Consider the following 1044-nt stretch of genomic DNA (forward strand, 5'->3'; position numbering starts at 1 on the left):
ACCATCGGCACGAAATGGGTGCGGGCCTATGTCTCCGAAGTCAATCTCGGACACGTCCGTTCCGGCATGCGCGCCAAGGTGACATCCGACAGTTTCCCGGATCGCCCGCTTGACGGCTGGGTCGGCTTTATCTCGCCGGTGGCGGAATTCACGCCGAAGACCGTAGAGACGGAAGATCTGCGTTCGAGCCTTGTCTATGAGGTACGGGTTTTCGTCGAGGACAAGGACGATATGTTCCGGCTCGGCATGCCCGCCACTGTAAAGCTTCTGGCCGACGAAGCACCAAAGCCCGTAGTCGAACAAACGGAAAGCAAGACAACGCCATGAGCGGCGCCGCGCCAACCAACCCCGTCACGGCGCGGACCATCCACAAGAGCTTCCGCCGCGATACGGGCGAGACCGTCAAGGCGCTGGAGGGGGTTTCCTTCGAAGCGCGGCAAGGCACATTGACTGCCTTGGTCGGACCTGACGGTGCGGGCAAAACCACGTTGCTGCGCCTGATTGCCGGGTTGATGGTCGCCGACAGTGGCGAGCTCTCCGTGCTCGGGATAGATGTTGCTGCCGATCCGCAGACAATACAGAACCGTATTGGTTACATGCCGCAGAAATTCGGCCTCTACGAGGATTTGAGTGTCCAGCAGAACCTCGATCTTTACGCCGACCTGCACGGCATCACCAGGGAACAGCGCAGAGAGATTTACCCGCGGCTGATGGAGATGACCGATCTCGGGCGTTTCACACAACGCCTTGCCGGCAAGCTATCCGGCGGCATGAAGCAGAAGCTCGGCCTCGCCTGCACGCTGGTGCGTTCGCCGGAACTCCTCCTCTTGGACGAACCGACCGTGGGCGTCGATCCCCTGTCACGGCGCGAACTATGGGAGATCGTCACCAAGCTCGTGCGCGAGGACAAACTGACCGTCGTCGTCAGTACGTCTTATCTGGACGAGGCAGAACTCTGCGACCACGCCGTCGTCATGCATCAGGGCAAGGTTTTGGCGCAGGGAAAACCCGACGAAATCACGGAAAAAGCCAAGGATTGTGTAT

The 1044-nt window shown here is 59.9% G+C and carries 2 protein-coding genes; both read left to right on the forward strand.

Translation table 11 applies throughout. The features are described 5' to 3' along the window. The coding region (locus tag ACXJ5O_RS28040; protein ID WP_457302770.1) for an HlyD family efflux transporter periplasmic adaptor subunit at positions 1-327 on the forward strand (327 nt) is incomplete at its 5' end. Continuing rightward, positions 324-1044, forward strand: a 721-nt coding sequence (locus ACXJ5O_RS28045; protein WP_457302771.1) for an ABC transporter ATP-binding protein, incomplete at its 3' end; no start/stop codon positions are given. The genes ACXJ5O_RS28040 and ACXJ5O_RS28045, both read left to right, overlap by 4 nt.

This window comes from Phyllobacterium sp. P5_D12 (assembly GCF_054049495.1).